Annotated in this window: 19 protein-coding genes; 12 read left to right on the top strand and 7 right to left on the bottom strand. The window is 35.3% G+C overall.

Annotated features, from left to right (window positions below; translation table 11 throughout):
* From DNG35_RS06300 to DNG35_RS06270, 7 genes are all read left to right on the top strand, one after another.
* Nucleotides 1-1,041 (top strand): RluA family pseudouridine synthase, encoded by a 1,041-nt coding sequence (locus DNG35_RS06300; RefSeq protein WP_111127032.1) that lies wholly within the window; start codon nucleotides 1-3, stop codon nucleotides 1,039-1,041.
* Nucleotides 1,042-1,232: 191 nt separating this feature from the next.
* A complete protein-coding gene (gene yaaA, locus DNG35_RS06295) occupies nucleotides 1,233-1,994 on the top strand; it encodes a peroxide stress protein YaaA (RefSeq protein ID WP_111127076.1) in 762 nt (253 codons plus the stop codon).
* A gap of 19 nt (nucleotides 1,995-2,013) precedes the next feature.
* On the top strand, nucleotides 2,014-2,529 hold the full coding sequence (locus tag DNG35_RS06290) for a hypothetical protein (protein ID WP_111127030.1): 516 nt from the start codon (nucleotides 2,014-2,016) through the stop codon (nucleotides 2,527-2,529).
* Nucleotides 2,530-2,672: 143 nt separating this feature from the next.
* Nucleotides 2,673-3,425 carry a hypothetical protein gene (locus DNG35_RS06285; protein WP_111127028.1) on the top strand — a complete coding sequence of 251 codons (753 nt, stop codon included), beginning with the start codon at nucleotides 2,673-2,675 and terminating at the stop codon, nucleotides 3,423-3,425.
* Nucleotides 3,426-3,570: 145 nt separating this feature from the next.
* On the top strand, nucleotides 3,571-4,125 hold the full coding sequence (locus DNG35_RS06280) for a hypothetical protein (protein WP_146228837.1): 555 nt from the start codon (nucleotides 3,571-3,573) through the stop codon (nucleotides 4,123-4,125).
* A gap of 487 nt (nucleotides 4,126-4,612) precedes the next feature.
* Nucleotides 4,613-5,128, top strand: coding sequence for an alpha-ketoglutarate decarboxylase (locus DNG35_RS06275; RefSeq protein ID WP_111127024.1), 516 nt, complete (start codon nucleotides 4,613-4,615; stop codon nucleotides 5,126-5,128).
* An 11-nt stretch (nucleotides 5,129-5,139) separates the two neighbouring features.
* On the top strand, nucleotides 5,140-5,502 hold the full coding sequence (locus DNG35_RS06270) for a nuclear transport factor 2 family protein (protein ID WP_111127022.1): 363 nt from the start codon (nucleotides 5,140-5,142) through the stop codon (nucleotides 5,500-5,502).
* 46 nt (nucleotides 5,503-5,548) lie between these two features.
* Here the strand turns inward: DNG35_RS06270 and clpB are convergent, their stop codons facing one another.
* Entirely contained in the window at nucleotides 5,549-8,161 is a 2,613-nt protein-coding gene (gene clpB, locus DNG35_RS06265; RefSeq protein ID WP_111127020.1) for an ATP-dependent chaperone ClpB, read from the bottom strand.
* 171 nt (nucleotides 8,162-8,332) lie between these two features.
* Here clpB and ytxJ point away from each other — a divergent pair, with 171 nt between their 5' ends.
* A complete protein-coding gene (gene ytxJ, locus DNG35_RS06260; RefSeq protein WP_111127018.1) occupies nucleotides 8,333-8,713 on the top strand; it encodes a bacillithiol system redox-active protein YtxJ in 381 nt (126 codons plus the stop codon).
* Between the two features lies 1 nt (nucleotide 8,714).
* Complete coding sequence (locus tag DNG35_RS06255) at nucleotides 8,715-9,149, top strand: hypothetical protein (protein WP_111127016.1); 435 nt, start codon at nucleotides 8,715-8,717, stop codon at nucleotides 9,147-9,149.
* Here DNG35_RS06255 and DNG35_RS06250 read toward each other — a convergent pair.
* Entirely contained in the window at nucleotides 9,133-10,332 is a 1,200-nt protein-coding gene (locus DNG35_RS06250) for a lipopolysaccharide assembly protein LapB (RefSeq protein WP_146228836.1), read from the bottom strand. The two genes, DNG35_RS06255 and DNG35_RS06250, sit on opposite strands and share 17 nt — an antisense overlap.
* Nucleotides 10,333-10,355: 23 nt before the next feature.
* A complete protein-coding gene (gene fahA / locus DNG35_RS06245) occupies nucleotides 10,356-11,639 on the bottom strand; it encodes a fumarylacetoacetase (protein ID WP_111127012.1) in 1,284 nt (427 codons plus the stop codon).
* A 106-nt stretch (nucleotides 11,640-11,745) separates the two neighbouring features.
* Here fahA and glyA point away from each other — a divergent pair, with 106 nt between their 5' ends.
* Nucleotides 11,746-13,017: a serine hydroxymethyltransferase gene (gene glyA / locus DNG35_RS06240; RefSeq protein ID WP_111127010.1), complete on the top strand. Its 1,272-nt coding sequence runs from the start codon at nucleotides 11,746-11,748 to the stop codon at nucleotides 13,015-13,017.
* 7 nt (nucleotides 13,018-13,024) lie between these two features.
* The gene (locus tag DNG35_RS06235) at nucleotides 13,025-13,435 is read left to right on the top strand and encodes a DUF2059 domain-containing protein (RefSeq protein ID WP_111127008.1); all 411 of its coding nucleotides are present in this window, start codon (nucleotides 13,025-13,027) and stop codon (nucleotides 13,433-13,435) included.
* 40 nt (nucleotides 13,436-13,475) lie between these two features.
* Here the strand turns inward: DNG35_RS06235 and DNG35_RS06230 are convergent, their stop codons facing one another.
* Genes DNG35_RS06230 through DNG35_RS06215 form a run of 4 tightly spaced genes read right to left on the bottom strand, consistent with a single transcriptional unit; the run spans nucleotide 13,476 to nucleotide 15,724 of the window.
* A complete protein-coding gene (locus tag DNG35_RS06230) occupies nucleotides 13,476-13,943 on the bottom strand; it encodes a DUF4112 domain-containing protein (protein WP_111127006.1) in 468 nt (155 codons plus the stop codon).
* Entirely contained in the window at nucleotides 13,940-14,233 is a 294-nt protein-coding gene (locus DNG35_RS06225) for a DUF721 domain-containing protein (RefSeq protein WP_111127004.1), read from the bottom strand. Before DNG35_RS06225 ends, DNG35_RS06230 begins: the two co-directional genes overlap by 4 nt.
* Nucleotides 14,220-14,645, bottom strand: a complete 426-nt coding sequence (locus DNG35_RS06220; RefSeq protein WP_111127002.1) for a lipocalin family protein — start codon at nucleotides 14,643-14,645, stop codon at nucleotides 14,220-14,222. Before DNG35_RS06220 ends, DNG35_RS06225 begins: the two co-directional genes overlap by 14 nt.
* The gene (locus DNG35_RS06215; RefSeq protein ID WP_111127000.1) at nucleotides 14,642-15,724 is read right to left on the bottom strand and encodes a DNA replication/repair protein RecF; all 1,083 of its coding nucleotides are present in this window, start codon (nucleotides 15,722-15,724) and stop codon (nucleotides 14,642-14,644) included. The genes DNG35_RS06220 and DNG35_RS06215 overlap by 4 nt, the downstream gene beginning before the upstream one ends.
* 138 nt (nucleotides 15,725-15,862) lie before the next feature.
* Here DNG35_RS06215 and DNG35_RS06210 point away from each other — a divergent pair, with 138 nt between their 5' ends.
* Entirely contained in the window at nucleotides 15,863-16,645 is a 783-nt protein-coding gene (locus DNG35_RS06210) for a tetratricopeptide repeat protein (protein WP_111126998.1), read from the top strand.
* Nucleotide 16,646 lies beyond the last annotated feature (1 nt).

Here is a 16,646-nt window from a genome sequence, read left to right as displayed (position 1 = left end):
ATGCAACAAGACTTCGAAGACGATAACGGAAGTGATGAGCTTTATGAACATTACCATTTTATAGCCGAAAAAGGGCAGAAGCCACTTCGCGTGGATAAATTTTTAATGAATTTTGTTGAAAACGCGACGCGAAATAAAATACAACAAGCAGCCAAAAACGGAAATGTCTACGTAAATGGGGAAACAGTTAAGCAGAATTATAAAGTAAAAGCAGGAGACGAAGTAAAGGTTTTGTTCGAACATCCGCCTTATGAAAACCTGCTGACGCCAGAAAATATAGCTTTAGACATAGTTTACGAAGATGACGAACTCTTAGTGGTCAATAAACCTGCAGGAATGGTGGTTCATCCCGGTCACGGAAACTATTCGGGTACTTTAATCAATGCGCTCATTTACCATTTCGAAAATTTGCCACAAAATAGTAGTAACCGACCTGGTTTGGTGCATCGTATCGATAAAGATACAAGCGGACTTTTGGTCGTTGCCAAGACCGAACAAGCGATGGCACACCTCACCAAACAATTTTTTCATAAAACCAGTAAACGGGAGTATGTTGCTTTGGTTTGGGGAAATGTAGAAGAAGATGAAGGAACTATCGAAGGAAACATTGGAAGACATCCAAAAAACAGATTACAAAACACCGTATTTATTGGTGACGACGAACAAAAAGGAAAACCTGCGGTTACCCATTATAAAGTTATCGAAAGACTGGGTTATGTGACCTTGGTTTCTTGCCAACTCGAAACCGGAAGAACACACCAGATTCGAGTGCATATGAAGCATATAGGGCATACACTTTTTAACGATGAGCGATATGGTGGAAACCAAATTTTAAAAGGAACTTCGTTTACAAAATACAAACAGTTTGTAGATAACTGTTTTAAAATCTTGCCACGACAAGCACTTCACGCCAAAACCCTTGGTTTTGAACACCCAACTTCAGGAAAATGGATGGATTTTAATTCGGATATTCCACAAGATATACAAGACTGTGTCGAAAAATGGCGTGCTTACGCAAAAAGTCAAAAAGAATTTCAGTAATGAGCTGTCTGAAAAGTATTGAAAAACGTCATTCTGAATTTATTTTAGAATCTCATTTTGCTGATTTACAGATCCGTATAAGAACCTGAAACAAGTTCAGGTTGACGAAAATGGACTTTTTAGACAGCCTCGAACCTACAACAAAATTGTTTTTTGGTAGAGGTTATGTATCTTTAAAACAAAAAACATACATGAAAATAGTTATTTCTCCTGCCAAATCACTTAACCTCGAAGCAGAACTGCCTACCACAAAACACACGCAACCCATTTTTGTAGAAGATGCTTTTAAAATCAATAAAAAACTGGCGAAACAGAGTAAAAAGAGCCTGCAAAAACTGATGGGAATTAGTGCAAACTTAGCAGCGCTCAATCACCAACGTTACCAAGATTTTGAAGAAAAGCATACGGCAAAAAACGCACGACCAGCGATGTATACTTTTGATGGTGATGTGTACCAAGGTTTGGATGCCTACACGATTCCAAAAGAGAAAATAGATGTTGTTCAAGACAGATTGCGTATTCTTTCTGGGCTTTACGGAATTTTAAAACCTTTAGACCTCATACAAGCTTACCGTTTGGAAATGGGAACCAATTTACCCATACAACGAAAGAAAAACCTGTATGAATATTGGCAAACCAAGGTGACGAAATCGCTAAATGAGGAGATGGAAAAAGAAGAGCTTTTTGTAAATCTAGCCAGTAATGAGTATTTTAAAGCGATTGATACAAAAAAGTTAAAAGGAAAAGTAATTTCTCCTGTGTTTAAGGACATGAAAAACGGAAAGTTGAAAGTAATTAGTTTTTTTGCAAAAAAAGCAAGAGGATCGATGGTGCGTTATATTATTGACAAAGACATCAAAACCTTGGAAGGTTTAAAAAGTTTTGACTATGATGGTTATAACTACAGCGAAAAGGAAACCAAAAAAGAAAACGAACCGGTGTTTATTCGGTAGTTCTACAGCATTAAAAAAAATGAAAATACTATTTATACTATTTTTCACTTCAATAATCACATTTGGTCAAAATGATACTAATAATGACTCTAAATTAATAGAAGAAAATTTAATAGGAGAATGGAAGTTTTTAAAGACTTTAGATCAAAACGGGAATGAAGTTAAAAAAGTTACTTCGCGCAACAGAATAACACCCAAAGGGAAGCCGGTTATACTTGAAGCAATTGGCCCGGATATAATTATTAATAATGACGGTACTCTAAAAAAAATTGAAAAAGAAAAAGTAAGCAATGGTTTTTGGAGAATAAAATCTGATGATGTAATTGAATATGAAATGCTCATTTCCAAAAATTCTAAACAAGGTAAAGCTATGATTACGCTTCAAAAGCTTTCTCCTAGAAGAAACTATAAAGAAGATGAGAAAGGGAATTTTTTGGTTCTTGACACCTATATAATTCTTAAACTAACCGATAGAAAATTGGAAATTAAATACGAGAAAAACTATAAAATGATTTATGCAAAAGAAGGAAAATAAAACGTTGTAGAACACCGTATATAATAAATAGCTGTGTCTTTTCTAAAACGAAAATTTTGGTATATTAGGGAAGCCGCCAAATCTTTTGATTTGGCGTTTGAACAAAAAAGGTAAAAGCAAAATACAAAGATTTGGCTTGTTTTATGGCGGAAAAATATTCGCTAATTTACACACTACTTATCATATACAAACACGTTACCTACCATTTGAAAAAAATGAAGTACTTTACATTTCACATCGACGATTCTGGAGCAATTGAAGACATTGATTATAAAAAAGTAAATGGACAAAATATCACGATTTGTAAAATGTATGACGACGATGAATTCAACAAGCTGAATGACATTTTACATTCTATAAATGAGTTCATACTGAATGAAAAAGCATTGAACATTTTGAAAGGTAGTAAAACGATTCAATATGATTTGAGAAAAGCAAAAGTTCTTCGAAAAGAAAAACTGTTCGGAATTTTAAAAAAGAATAAATCCTACGATTATTTTGACTTGACTTTTCCTGACAAATACGCAAACGAATGTTACAATTGGATTGACTTCGAGAAAAGCGAAATATTTGCAACAGATAGCAATGGAGAAAAATTTAAAATCAAGTCTCATCAACACAAATTAGATTTGATTTCTGAAAACAAATCTGATTCAAAAACAAATTATTCGTTTGAGACTAAAAAAGTATTTTTTGGAAAAAATTTTGACTTTGAAATAGATTTTTTCAAAATACCTTTATACTCTTCTGGTGAATACGTATCTGAAAGGTTTAAGAATAAGATGGAAAAAGAAAAAATAACTGACATAAGGTTTGCGGAAAGAAAAGAACAACTAAATAAAATTTGGCAACCTATGTTTCCTATAATAGAATTTGATAATAAAAACGGTAGATAACAATGTATAACCGCAATTACGGCAGATTTGACTTCGTCCAAATCTACTCGGAATTGCTAAAGCCTGTGCTAAACCGAAAATCATTAACTTTAATCCCGTAACTAAAGGTAATACGAGACCGTTGGCAAACATTATGAAAAGCGGCATGTTTACAATAATCACAGCTTTAATTTTGATTTCTTGCTCTTCAACAAAAAGAAAAACTGAAAAGCGGTGTAAGTCGATTTTGAAAAATGATTATAAAACCATCCTTGAAGAAAAATTTGAGTCAGTAGTAGGCAATGACACAATATTTCTGAACGAAATAAAATATGAATGTGTGTATACTGCATTGTATACAAAAAAAGGAATGTATGACAGATTTGGAAAATGGAATCAAGAAGTTTATCCAAATGGACGAAATCATCCAATTTTATTGTGGAATAATGTAAAACTCTTTCCGAACGACACAACCGAATTCATTGTTGCTACACACGGTTTAGAAAGCGTAGAAACTATTTATGCTTCAGTTTTGGTTTTTGATAAAAAAAATAAAGATTTATTATCTGACGAATCTGAATACAAAACTAAATTAATAGAATACTTTTCAGAAATGATTAAAACCAATAATTCTAAGAAAAGAGATTTTTATGAAATTTACTGGAAAACAGTTAATCCAAAACGATGGGAACAGATAAAACAATATCAAAAAAACAAATAATGATTTGCTAACACTGTGTATAATTCATTGCTAGTAAAGGCTTGCTTACGAAAATTCCGTTGAAATTTTCTATCTGTGATTATTTACTAACTCTAGTTCTTAATCACGCAACGAAATCATACACTTTACCGTTGTAAGCAATTTGAGATGAAGCCGGGTAATAAAGTAAAGAGCACCATTGAAACAATACAATATCCCAACAGACGAAAACTCAAAGTTTAATATCAGAATTGGGTGTTTGCAGGGTTGGACTTTTTACCTACTAAACCTAAAATCGTTTTATGAAACAGGGTATGATTTGCGGAATAAAAATCCAGAATTAAAAGAAGTAAATAATTAAATAGACTGCAAACAACTAAGGCAATAAAAATTGCAGTGGAATTTCACCACTGAAATTCCGCTGTTTTTTACTAACTTTGGACTATACCTAAAAAAATCCTGCGGATTTTTCCGTAATGATTTCATAGCCGAGACCCTTGTAAGATATATGAAAAAAATACTTTTTATCGGAATACTGATGCTTACCAGTTTTAGCATTAACGCACAAGTAAAAGCAAAGAAAGGCAGTAACCATTTTTGGGAGAATGTTCGTTTTGGTGGTGGTTTGGGTTTATCAATTGGAGATGGGTTTTTTTCGGGTTCGTTATTACCGTCAGCAATTTATGATGTCAATAATTTTTATTCAGTAGGAGTGGGCCTCAACTTCACTTATGCCAGCAGTAACAACTTCGATACTTTTGTCTATGGTGGAAGTGTGATTAATATTTTTAGACCTACACAAGGTTTACAGCTTTCAGCAGAATTTGAAGAACTGAGAGTAGACAGAGCATACAATGCTAATGGTATTTCTTATCAAGAAGATTATTGGTATCCTGCTTTATTTTTAGGTTTGGGTTATGACACAGGAAATGTTACGGTTGGGGTACGATATGATGTGTTATATGATGAAGAAAAAAGTATATACGGAACACCTTTGATGCCTTTTGTAAGGGTTTATTTTTAAATGTTTATACAATGAAGCCTAAAGAGTTGATACAAGTTTGGTTTAAAAAATGGGAAGGAGGAGACTTTTATAACTTACCTATTACCGAAAATTTTACACATCAAAGTCCGTTTGGGGTTATTAAGGGCAAAGATGCTTATTTAAGTGTCGTAAAGGAAAATCAGGATAAATTTTTGGGACATCAGTTCCAAATTATAGATGAAATTACCGAAGAAGAGAAGGCTTGTGTTCGTTATCTTACTACACAAAGTGACGGATTTAAAATGCAAGTGAGCGAATGGTATTATTTTAAAAACGATCTAATAGAAAAAATTGTTTCCTATTACCATATCGGAACCATTCAAAAAGATAAACAAATAGACAACTATCAATAAAAAATCCGCTCAAGGCGGATTTTTTTACTTTTACATAATTACAGAGCTAGGCTTCTAAATTTTCTTCAACTTTATTTCTAAAAACGAGTTCATCATCAAAAGCATCGATCAAAATAATGCTTTCCGCAGAAACTTTACCGGCTAGAATATCTTTTGAAAGCTGGTTGAGCACTTCTTTTTGAATAGTTCTTTTTACTGGTCTTGCTCCAAATTGAGGGTCGAACCCTTTTTCTGCTAAAAGCTTGATCGCTTCTGGTGTAGCATCTAAAACGATGTTTTGTTGTGACAACATTTTGGTGACACCTTTTAATTGTAATTCTACAATTTCACGAATATTTTCTGAGTTTAAAGGTGTAAACATCACGATATCATCAATTCTATTGAGAAACTCTGGGCGTACTTGCTGTTTTAGTAAACCTAAAACTTCAACTTTTGCGGTTTCCATAGCAGTGTCGATATCTTTTACATTTTCAAACTGCTCTTGTATAATATGACTTCCCATATTGGAGGTCATAATAATAATAGTGTTTCTGAAATCTGCCAAGCGACCTTTATTATCTGTTAGTCGACCCTCATCTAATACTTGCAATAATATATTAAACGTATCTGGGTGTGCTTTTTCAATCTCATCCAACAACACCACCGAATAAGGTTTTCTGCGAACTGCCTCGGTCAACTGACCACCTTCGTCGTAACCCACGTAACCTGGAGGAGCACCGACCAATCGGCTCACACTGTGGCGTTCTTGGTATTCGCTCATATCGATTCGGGTCATCGCGCTATCGTCATCAAACAAATATTCCGCCAAGGCTTTGGCAAGTTCGGTTTTACCAACTCCAGTAGTTCCGAGAAATAAGAAACTACCAATTGGTTTTTGCTGATCCTGTAAACCGGCACGACTTCTTCTGATCGCATCGCTTACCGCTTGTATGGCTTCTTCTTGCCCAACCACACGTTTGTGAAGCTCACTTTCTAATTTCAAAAGCTTCTCACGTTCGCTTTGTAGCATTTTCGTTACCGGAATACCAGTCCATTTTGCCACTACTTCGGCAATATCTTCATGCGTAACTTCCTCTTGGATTAGTGATTTCTTCCCTTCTTTTTTATTGGTTTCTACTTCTTTTTGAAGGTTTTCTAACTTTTCTTGTGCTTCTTTTAGTTTGCTGTACCTAATTTCAGCTACTTTTCCGTAATCCCCTTCACGTTCGGCTCGATCGGCTTCCAACTTTAGGTTTTCGATATCGGTTTTGGTTTGTTGGATGTTATCGACCAATTCCTTTTCGTTTTTCCACTTGGCACTAATTTCTGCTCGATCTTCTTTTAGGTTAGCCAAATCTGCTTGCAGTGACTTTAATTTGGTTTCGTCTTTCTCACGCTTAATGGCTTCAATTTCGATTTCCAATTGCATGATTTTACGATCCAAAACATCTAACTCCTCTGGCTTCGAGTTGATTTCCATACGGAGTTTAGAAGCTGCCTCATCCATCAAATCAATCGCTTTATCGGGTAAAAACCGGTTGGTAATATACCTTTCAGAGAGTTCTACCGCTGCGATAATTGCTTCGTCTTTGATACGGACTTTATGATGGGTTTCGTATTTTTCCTTAATACCTCGTAATATCGAAATCGCACTTTCGGTATCGGGTTCGTCAACCATTACTTTTTGGAAACGACGTTCTAAAGCTTTATCTTTTTCAAAATATTTCTGGTATTCATCTAACGTGGTTGCACCAATAGCTCTTAATTCGCCTCGAGCGAGAGCAGGTTTAAGAATATTGGCAGCATCCATCGCGCCTTGACCACCACCAGCACCAACTAAGGTGTGTATTTCGTCAATAAACAAAACAATATTTCCATCGCTGGAAGTGACTTCTTTGATAACCGCTTTGAGACGTTCTTCAAACTCTCCTTTATATTTAGCGCCAGCGATTAAAGCACCCATATCCAACGAATAAATTTCTTTCGATTTTAGGTTTTCGGGTACATCACCAGCAATGATACGATGCGCTAAACCTTCGGCAATAGCGGTTTTTCCCGTTCCGGGTTCACCAACCAACATCGGATTGTTTTTAGTACGACGTGATAGAATCTGTAAAATTCTTCTGATCTCTTCATCTCTTCCAATAACAGGGTCTAATTTTCCTGTTTCGGCTAATTGGTTAAGATTTTTGGCGTATTTATTTAGCGAGTTATAGGTTTCTTCGGCGCTTTGTGAAGTCACGCGATCACCCGAGCGCAGTTCGTCTATTGCTGCTTTCAGGCCTTTTTCGGTGGCGCCTTGATCCTTTAAGATTTGGGCCACTTTATTTTTCGAATTGAAAACAGCCAAGATTAAATGCTCGATAGAAACATACTCATCATTCATTTTGTTGGCGATGCTTTGCGCTTCGTTCAATACCTTTCCAGTTTCCCTTGACAAAACAAGATCGCCTCCGCTAACTTTAGGATAGCTTTCAAGTGATTTGTCTAATATTTGGTTGAACAACTGAAAATTGATGTTCAGTTTTTTGAAGATAAAAGGCGTTACATTTTCATCTTCCATCGTAATGGCTTTAAACAAATGCTCGGCTTCTATCTGTTGATGACCCAATTCTTGCGTAAGCTGTTGTGCTTGCTGAATGGCCTCTTGTGATTTTATAGTAAATTTATTTAAGTTCATATTTTGTGTTTTCCAGAATCATTTCAAAGGATATGCCTTTTTAAAATAATGCCAAAAAGTCAGTATTTGTCGAAATATTCAAGACAAAATTTCAGTTTAAAGCGAAAATTCTCTATAAATTTAAAATGAAATCACGTAAATATTCCTTAATTTTATGATAAAAATAAGCAGATGGGATTTTTTGATAAAATATTTGGAAAAAGTGAATCGGAAACACAAGAGGCAAATAATTTTCCTTGGAATGAGCTCACAGAAGTTACACAACTAGACGAAATAGCACAAGAGTCAAATTCCACGAAAGTGGCTATATTTAAGCATTCTACACGATGCGGAATTAGTCGGGGTGTTTTAAAACGATTTGAAAAAAGTTTTGAACCACAAAATAATCTTACAAAATTCTACTTTTTAGATTTACTAAATCACCGTGATATCAGTAATGAGATTGCTGAAAAATTTGGTGTGCCTCACGAGTCGCCACAGTTGATTGTTTTAGAAAATGGAGTAGTGGTTCACGATGCTTCGCATAATGGTATTCACCTAAATAATATTTAAGATGAAAACAATCCTAGTATTTTTTTCTGCACTCTTTTTTCTGAATACTGCTTGTAGTGATGATGGAGGTGACGACATTAGCAGAGCAACCAACTGTGATTTGTTTGTGGAAATAAGCGAAAGTAAATATGAAAACGAGCAATCTATGCACGGAAATATTGACAATGTGAGTGTTCAAGGTGATTGTTTAATCGTTGAATATGGCGCAAGTGGTTGTGACGGTAGCACTTGGCAACCCATGTTGATTGATGCGGGTGTAATTATGGAATCCTTTCCGCCACAGCGAAATGTGCGTTTTGTGCTAAAAAATGAAGAGGCTTGTTTGGCTTATTTTCAAGAAATCACATCTTTTGATATCACAGCATTACGAGTAGACGGAACGAATGAAGTTGTACTTCACATCAAAGATTATTCTTCGGTTAATTATCAGTATTGATATCTTCAACAATCGGGTGAGCGAGAATAATATTTTTCAGGTTTTCTTTCAGTAGACTACTAGCATCAACTAGCATTTTTTCACTTGTAGGAAAGGGAATTTGCGCTCCACCAAGCGTTTTTCTTTCTTCGTCGTTCAACACTTTTTTGTCTCCTCTAAACGTTCCATAAACATTTTCGAAAATAAAGGTGGTTTCTAGCGGGTATCTCTCAATAATTTTCTGCTGACGAAGGTCTTCGTATGCTACGATTCCACCAACAAAAATTTGTTTTGACTGAATGGTTTCGCTTAAAGTTCCCGAAAGGGTTTCAGTTTTATCTATTTTAATTTTATCTCCGTTTTCGTCTCTTACAAAATTACCTTCACGGTCTTTTTTGTAGGTGGTTCCGGTGACCACTTCGCGACTTAATTCTTTTTGTACTTCTCTTATTTGCTCTGGCGAAACTTCAATTGTGGTAAAATCAAGATAAATGGCATAATCGTATACGGTGTTACTGTCTTGGACATTGCTGTAAACTGTCCAGAAATTATCTAATTCGAAAGTTTTGAAGTTGGTTAGTTCACTTTCTAAACTTTGCGGAATAATTTGTTCGGTATTGTTAGTGAGCTCTACATAAATAAAGTAAGTTCCTTTTTGGTGAGCTTCTTCTTTTAGCTGAAAGAGTTTTTCTTGCGAAGGGTTTAGTTTTTCGATTTCCTCATAGATTTCGTAGGCTTTTCTATAATTGTCTTTGTGGCCTTTTTGCATTTCTACAGACGCCGATTTCAACAATTCATCGATATGCTTGTTTTTGGCTTCAACCAATTTTTCGTTGTAGTTGGTAAAATAAAAGTTAGCTTCTTCACCATTGGCTTTTATCAAAGGAAGTAACGGATAAATCTGATTCTGAATTTCGATCATTCTTCGGTATTCCCTGTAAATTTTCTCGCTATTCTCAGTATTATTTTCCAATGAAAGCAATTCTATTTTTCTTTCTTGCTGGTGCGTATATTTTTCAAACGCATCTTCTAACAAAGCGATATATGGTAAAGCAGATTTTTTATTTTTACCTTTTTGAAGTTTGTTTACAGAAAGTTCTATAGCTTGGTCGTAATTACCGACCAGAAGCTGTTTTTCTACCATTTTGGTGCTCGTGCAAGCCAACAGCAGCAACGAAAAAAGGATGTATGTAATTTTTTTCAATACTCAGATATTTTGTTGAACGCCTATTTGGGTTTTATGGCGGGTAAAACTTTGGTACTACACTCACCAAAACCAATTCTTACTTTTTTGTTTTCACAATAACCCCGTAAAATTACGGTATCTTTGTCGTGCACAAACTTTCTGTCACCGCCTTCTTTTAGTTTGAGCGGCTTTTTACCGTTCCATGAAAGTTCGAGCAAAGACCCGTAACTATCTTTCTCTTTTCCGGAAATAGTACCACTTCCCATCATATCGCCACTCTTCACAGGACATCCATTAATGGTATGATGCGCCAATTGTTGGCTCATATTCCAATACAGGTATTTGAAATTAGATTTACAGACTATCGTTTCTTTTTTACCATCAGGTTGAATGGCGACTTCAAGGTTGATGTCAAAAGTTTTCTTTCCTTCCGATTTTAGATAAGAAAGTGGTTCTTTCACAGGTTTTGGACTTGTGGTTCTATAAGGTTCTAAAGCATCTAAAGTAACAATCCAAGGGGAGATACTTGAGGCAAAGTTTTTTCCTAAAAATGGTCCTAAAGGAACATATTCCCAACGTTGGATGTCACGAGCACTCCAATCATTAAAAAGTACTAATCCAAAAATATGTTCTTCGGCTTCGGCTACAGGAATAGGTTCCCCAATATGGTTGGCGTCTGTCGTGATAAAAGCCATTTCGAGTTCAAAATCCAGTGCTCTTGATGGCCCTAGAACAGGAGTTTCTGCACCGTTAGGCATTTTTTGCCCTAAAGGCCTTCTTATGGGAATTCCACTTGGGATAATCGACGAGCTTCTCCCGTGATAAGCCACCGGAATGTGTAGCCAATTGGGCAAAAGTGCGTTGTCTTTTCCTCTAAACATTTCGCCTACATTTTGGGCGTGTTCTTTGCTCGAATAAAAATCGGTGTAATCACCCACTTGTACTGGGAGTTGCATTTCGATCTCGTCTAAGGTAAATAAGATGACTTTCTGGTGTTCTTTATTTTCTTGAAGGCTTTTGTTTTTTTCGTCAAAAATCTCGGCAATACGATTTCTTACGGCGCGCCAAGTTTTTCTGCCATCGGCAATAAAATCGTTTAAACTGTCTTGAAGAAAAATATCGTCAGTCAACGCAATACCTTCAAAATAGCCTAATTGGTGTAATGCTCCTAGATCGATGGCATAATCACCAATACGTGTTCCTATGGTGATGATATCATCACGGGTTAAGAAAACACCAAAAGGAATATTTTGAATAGGAAAATCGGTATTTTTAGGAATATTTAACCAAGTTTTTCTATCAGGATTGTTTGCTGTAATTACCATATTTTAAGTTTCAAGTCTATAAATATTATGTTCAAATATATTATTTTCTAAACATTAACCGAATGCTTTTCTTATTTTTGAAAAAAATTTAACGAATAACAAAACTATGAACAGAGATACTGCTATTTTCGATTTAATAGAAGCAGAAAAAAACAGACAAATCAACGGTTTAGAACTTATTGCGAGCGAAAACTTTGTAAGCAATCAAGTTTTGGAAGCTGCAGGTTCTGTTTTAACCAATAAATATGCAGAAGGATATCCCGGGAAAAGATATTATGGTGGCTGTGAAGTAGTAGATGAAGTAGAGACCATCGCTATCGATAGAGCCAAAGAATTGTTTGGAGCTACACACGTTAACGTACAGCCTCATTCCGGTTCGCAAGCGAATACTGCTGTTTATGCGGCTTGTCTGAAACCAGGAGATAAGATTCTTGGGTTTGACTTGTCTCACGGTGGACATCTTACGCATGGTTCGCCCGTTAACTTTTCAGGAAAACTATACCAACCTATTTTTTATGGGGTAGAAGAAAGTACTGGAAGAATAGACTACAATCACGTTCGTGAAATGGCTAAAAAAGAAAACCCAAAATTGATTATTGCCGGAGCTTCTGCTTATTCGCGTGAGTTTGATTACTCACTCTTTCGAGAGATCGCCGACGAAGTAGGTGCCATCTTGATGGCTGATATTTCGCATCCAGCAGGATTAATTGCTAAAGGAGTGATGAGTGACCCAATCCCGCATTGTCATATTGTAACGACCACTACACACAAAACCTTACGTGGTCCTCGTGGCGGAATTATTATGATGGGTGAAGATTTTGAAAATCCTTTCGGAATTAAACTTAAAAATGGCAACTTAAGAAAAATGTCTTCGCTAATTGATAGCGCAGTTTTCCCAGGGAACCAAGGCGGACCTTTAGAGCATATCATTGCAGCCAAAGCAGTAGCTTTTGGAGAAGCATTGACAGATGAGTTTCTTCATTATATAGTACAAGTAAAGAAAAACGCCGAAGCCATGGCTAAAGCATTTGTCAACTTAGGCTATAAAGTAATTTCTGATGGTACCGATAACCATATGATGTTAATTGACCTGCGGAATAAAAACATTACTGGTAAAGAAGCAGAAGAGGCCTTGGTAAAAGCCGACATTACCGTCAATAAAAATATGGTGCCTTTTGATGACCAATCGCCATTCGTAACTTCTGGCATAAGAATTGGTACTCCTGCTATAACAACTCGAGGATTACAAGAAAACGACATGCAAATCGTGGTAACCTTGGTAGATAAAGTAATTACAAACCCAAATGATGATAAAGTTTTAAGTCAAGTAAAAAACGATGTCATCGCTTTAATGAAAAATAAACCCTTATTTAATTAATATCAATATGAAAAAGACAGTTTTATTGTTAGTTTTTGCTCTTGTAGGCTTAACTACTTTTGCACAAGAAAAAAAAGCTTTAAAAGCTGCGATTAAAGAAATAGTAGAGAAACAATCAGGCGGTGTGATTGATACACCTCAGTTTCAGCAGTTAATTGCGAGCATTCCTGACAGAAACAAAGAGGCTTTTAAGTCTGAAATTAAGGCTAAAATGAGTGCTAATTATGATAAGACAGTTGATATCTTTCTTGAAGTTTATAGCAAGGAAGAGATTAATGCTTTAATAGAATTTTATAAAACTCCTCTTGGAAAACAAATTTTAGATAAAACTCCTGAAATCACAGAAAGACAAATGCTAATCACGCAAAGTTTTATGATGGAATTTCAAACCATTTATCAAAAGTATATGGAGATGTAATCGATTTATATCTGTTAAAAATCCGCTTCAAGCGGATTTTTTATGCCAATAGCTGAGCTATAAAATTCCAGATCAAACGGATAAAGAAAATCAGTAACACAATAGTGATCAAAATGGTTAAACCAAACAATATCCAAACACCATAGTAATATTTACCTTCTGGGTTTTTTTCTTGGTGTTTTTGTAAAAGCTTTAGGTTTTTAGAATTGGCCTTAAAACCAATATCTGCAATGGTTCCGATAAGCGGAATGGAAGAAAAAATAGTGTCGATAATAATGTTTCCCATCATTTGTAATGCTGTTTTAAACGGCACACCTTTGGCGAGGATCAATCCGTAAATACTTATCGAAGCCCCAGTCGATAAAGCATTTCCAACACCAGGAATTAAACTCAAAATAGGGTCTAAACCAAACCTGATTTTTGTGCCCGGAATGGTAAATTGGCTATCCATTACTTGCGTTAACCAAGCTGTAAAATGCTGAAGCTTGGAATCTTTTTCATTTTTCATCGCAAGACTAGTTTTTTTACGATTTCTCGTCCCATTTCCTCGTTCAACATCTGTATGATACGAGTTTTGCCATAGCTAAGCTCTTCCCGTAAAACAGAAGAACTTAAACTTACGTACAAAGTTTCATTTTTAAACTGAATTTGCGTGGTGTATTTTCTTATGGCTGGACCCATTTGGGTGTTCCAAACTTCTTGAAGCTGTACGATATCCAAACCTTTATCGAGTTTGTTTTTTTCGATGAAGTCTTTTAAAACATTACCAACATTTTGTTCTTCACTATTTCGAGCCATTTTCGCTAAAGCCTTTAAATTTTTGGTAATGATAGGTGAGGTTCCTATCGTTTTTTACTTTGAGATTTTCTGCATCTATTTCCAAAATTAATTCTTTCCATTGAGATTGTGGTGTTTTATAATGTAAATATATGGAGTCATTTTCTGTCACCACCTTAAAATCTTCTTGGTTATCAAACGTTTTATAAGACCCATCGAACTGGGGCTGTACTTTTTTACGAAAACCTTGGTTGTTTTTCATAAAAAAATAATCGACCATTGGATTAAAAGTAAACTCTTTTACAGTTTTTCCGTCTTGGTAAACGGCTTTTATTTCCCAATATCCGTTAAGGTTTTCTAATTGTTTTTTATCTATTTTTTGCTGACAGCTTAAAGCGAAAAAAACGAAAAGGAGATAGATTAAATTTTTCATGATAAAGTAATAATTTGGTAATCGTCGGCATATTGCTGTACCACATTTTCCGTACGATTTTCGTGCGTATCTGAAATAAATAGTTGCCCCAGATTATCTTGTGTGACTAGTTTAATGATAAAACCAACACGTTCTTCGTCTAATTTATCAAAAATGTCATCTAACAAAAGAATAGGGTTAAGCCCTTTCTGAGCTTTGATAAAATCGTATTGTGCTAATTTTAAAGCAATTAAAAATGTTTTTTGCTGTCCTTGTGAGCCGTATTTTTTTACAGGATAGCCATTTATTTTAAACCTTAAATCGTCCTTATGAATACCGCAAGTTGTATAGGTATATTGTAAATCTTTTTTGAGGTTTTCTTCTAATAAATCTAGAAAGGAGTCTTCGTGAAGCTGGCTTTTATAGGTAATCGAAACTTTTTCTTTACCATTGCTAATTGCCTCATATTTTTGTTGAAAGAAAGGAATAAATTCTTCTAAAAAAGCCTTTCTTTTTTGATAAATCATGTCCGAATAAGGTTGTAACTGCTCGTTGTAAACCTCTAAAGTTGTGCTATCAAAAGTTTGGTTGGAGGCAAAGTATTTTAGTAACGAGTTCCGTTGCCCCAGAATCTTGTTGTACTTGATAAGCGTTTCTAAAAAGGTTTTATCGTTCTGGGCGATAATACTGTCGATAAATTTACGGCGTACATCACTTCCCTCAACAATCAAGTCTCTGTCTGAAGGTGAGATGATTACCACGGGAATCAACCCAATATGCTCACTAAATTTTTCGTAAGCCTTGTTATTTCTTTTTAGGATTTTCTTTTGTCCCTTTTTTGCACTTACGGTTACCTTTTCTGAACGTTCAGTAATATCAAATTCACCATCAATGAGAAAAAAATCAGCTTTGTGATGAATATTCTGGCTCGTAATGGGGTTAAAATAACTCTTTCCGTTGGCTAGGTGGTAGATGCTATCCAAGACATTGGTTTTTCCTACACCATTTAAGCCTACAAAACAATTGATGTTTTTATTGAATTGAAATTCAGTATTTTGAAAATTCTTATAATTGATCAGGTGTAAGTTTTTTAATACCATAAATGTAGATGAAATGCAAATTAGCTTTGAGGGTTTAAAAATACAAATCGCTTGACAACTAGCCTTTATAAAATATAAATTAAATTACTTTTATTTATAAATAAAAATTTTATTTTTGCGCATCAATCAATTAACATTATGGCAACCTATAAAAAGAAATATAAGCCAAAGGCAAACAAAGAGCAAGACGAAATTGTAGATGACGTAGTTTATGACGGAGACTCGACTACTGCAGAGGTTTTTCACAACCTAGATGAAGGAGCGCACAAAACTGAAGAATGGATTTCTAAAAACCAAAACATTATACTTGGAGTAATAGGAGTAGTTGTCGTAGCTGTTTTGGCTTATATCGGTTACACCAAATTTATTCAAGAGCCTAAAGAATACGAAGCTGCAGACGATATGGCTCAAGCTCAAATCTATTTCGAAAATGCATTGAACGCTACTGGTAAAGATCAAGATTCTTTATATAATTTAGCCCTTACGGGAAATGGTGGAAAATTCGGATTGATTGATGTCATCGACAACTATTCAGGAACAGATGCGGCAAATATTGCCAATTATTATGCTGGTATTGCTTATTTAAACACAGGAAAATACAAAGAAGCGATTTCACATTTAGAGAATTTTTCTAGTGATGATGAGGTTTTAGCACCATTGGCAAAAGGAGCTATTGGCGATGCTTTCTTACAACTTAACCAGCCTGAAGAAGCCTTAGGTTATTACGAGAAAGCAGCTACGATGCGTACCAACGATTTTACGACCCCAAAATTTTTGTTGAAGGCCGCTATTACCGCTATTGTTCTAAAAGATGGCGAAAAAGCAAAAACACACTTAACTCGTATCAACGAGGAGTTTAGCGAAGCAGAAGAAGCGAGTCAAACTGCTGTTTATATGGGTCAAGCCGAAAGTATCGAATAAA

The sequence above is a fragment of the Mesonia sp. K7 genome (assembly GCF_003233725.1).
Taxonomy (GTDB): Bacteria; Bacteroidota; Bacteroidia; order Flavobacteriales; family Flavobacteriaceae; genus Mesonia.
Note: the sequence above shows the minus strand (reverse complement) of the source record. Positions and strands in the feature narration are given on the sequence as shown.

Bases quoted from the DNA above. Each gene is read 5' to 3' on its own strand.
- DNG35_RS06300 (WP_111127032.1), top strand. From the start codon at position 1: ATGCAACAAGACTTCGAAGACGATAACGGAAGTGATGAGCTTTATGAA.
- yaaA (WP_111127076.1), top strand. From the start codon at position 1,233: ATGAAAATAGTTATTTCTCCTGCCAAATCACTTAACCTCGAAGCAGAA.
- DNG35_RS06290 (WP_111127030.1), top strand. From the start codon at position 2,014: ATGAAAATACTATTTATACTATTTTTCACTTCAATAATCACATTTGGT.
- DNG35_RS06285 (WP_111127028.1), top strand. From the start codon at position 2,673: ATGGCGGAAAAATATTCGCTAATTTACACACTACTTATCATATACAAA.
- DNG35_RS06280 (WP_146228837.1), top strand. From the start codon at position 3,571: ATGTTTACAATAATCACAGCTTTAATTTTGATTTCTTGCTCTTCAACA.
- DNG35_RS06275 (WP_111127024.1), top strand. From the start codon at position 4,613: ATGAAAAAAATACTTTTTATCGGAATACTGATGCTTACCAGTTTTAGC.
- DNG35_RS06270 (WP_111127022.1), top strand. From the start codon at position 5,140: ATGAAGCCTAAAGAGTTGATACAAGTTTGGTTTAAAAAATGGGAAGGA.
- clpB (WP_111127020.1), bottom strand. From the start codon at position 8,161: ATGAACTTAAATAAATTTACTATAAAATCACAAGAGGCCATTCAGCAA.
- ytxJ (WP_111127018.1), top strand. From the start codon at position 8,333: ATGGGATTTTTTGATAAAATATTTGGAAAAAGTGAATCGGAAACACAA.
- DNG35_RS06255 (WP_111127016.1), top strand. From the start codon at position 8,715: ATGAAAACAATCCTAGTATTTTTTTCTGCACTCTTTTTTCTGAATACT.
- fahA (WP_111127012.1), bottom strand. From the start codon at position 11,639: ATGGTAATTACAGCAAACAATCCTGATAGAAAAACTTGGTTAAATATT.
- glyA (WP_111127010.1), top strand. From the start codon at position 11,746: ATGAACAGAGATACTGCTATTTTCGATTTAATAGAAGCAGAAAAAAAC.
- DNG35_RS06235 (WP_111127008.1), top strand. From the start codon at position 13,025: ATGAAAAAGACAGTTTTATTGTTAGTTTTTGCTCTTGTAGGCTTAACT.
- DNG35_RS06230 (WP_111127006.1), bottom strand. From the start codon at position 13,943: ATGAAAAATGAAAAAGATTCCAAGCTTCAGCATTTTACAGCTTGGTTA.
- DNG35_RS06225 (WP_111127004.1), bottom strand. From the start codon at position 14,233: ATGGCTCGAAATAGTGAAGAACAAAATGTTGGTAATGTTTTAAAAGAC.
- DNG35_RS06220 (WP_111127002.1), bottom strand. From the start codon at position 14,645: ATGAAAAATTTAATCTATCTCCTTTTCGTTTTTTTCGCTTTAAGCTGT.
- DNG35_RS06215 (WP_111127000.1), bottom strand. From the start codon at position 15,724: ATGGTATTAAAAAACTTACACCTGATCAATTATAAGAATTTTCAAAAT.
- DNG35_RS06210 (WP_111126998.1), top strand. From the start codon at position 15,863: ATGGCAACCTATAAAAAGAAATATAAGCCAAAGGCAAACAAAGAGCAA.